Origin of the sequence: Parvimonas sp. M20, assembly GCF_035282425.1 — a bacterium.
Taxonomy (GTDB): Bacteria; Bacillota; Clostridia; order Tissierellales; family Peptoniphilaceae; genus Parvimonas.
Genome location: NZ_JAYKBQ010000157.1, coordinates 1 through 275, shown reverse-complemented (window position 1 = coordinate 275; position 275 = coordinate 1). Strand labels below are relative to the sequence as shown.

General features: G+C 68.4%; 1 protein-coding gene. It reads left to right on the top strand.

Annotation, left to right across the window (positions count from 1 at the left end):
* Nucleotides 1–275, top strand: a 275-nt coding sequence (locus VJI93_RS08800) for a hypothetical protein (protein WP_324009322.1), incomplete at both ends; no start/stop codon positions are given.

Genomic DNA, 275 nt, shown 5'->3' with positions numbered 1-275 from the left:
AGCTGAGCTCGTCGTGGACCGCCCGGGAGATCGACACGATTCCCACGTACGCCGTTCCGTCCTACGCCGCGGCCTCCGAGCTGTTCACGTTCGTCGGCGCTGGCCTCGTCGTCGGCGGCGTCATCACCGTGCCGACGAGCACCGCGCTCGCTACCGGTGGAACGACCGTCGCGGACATCCGCGACTTCTCCATCTCGGTCGACCAAAAGCTCGACTCCAACGGCTACAACATGGGCGGCGCCGGGAAGCGCAGCCGTCATCCCGCCGTCGGGCTC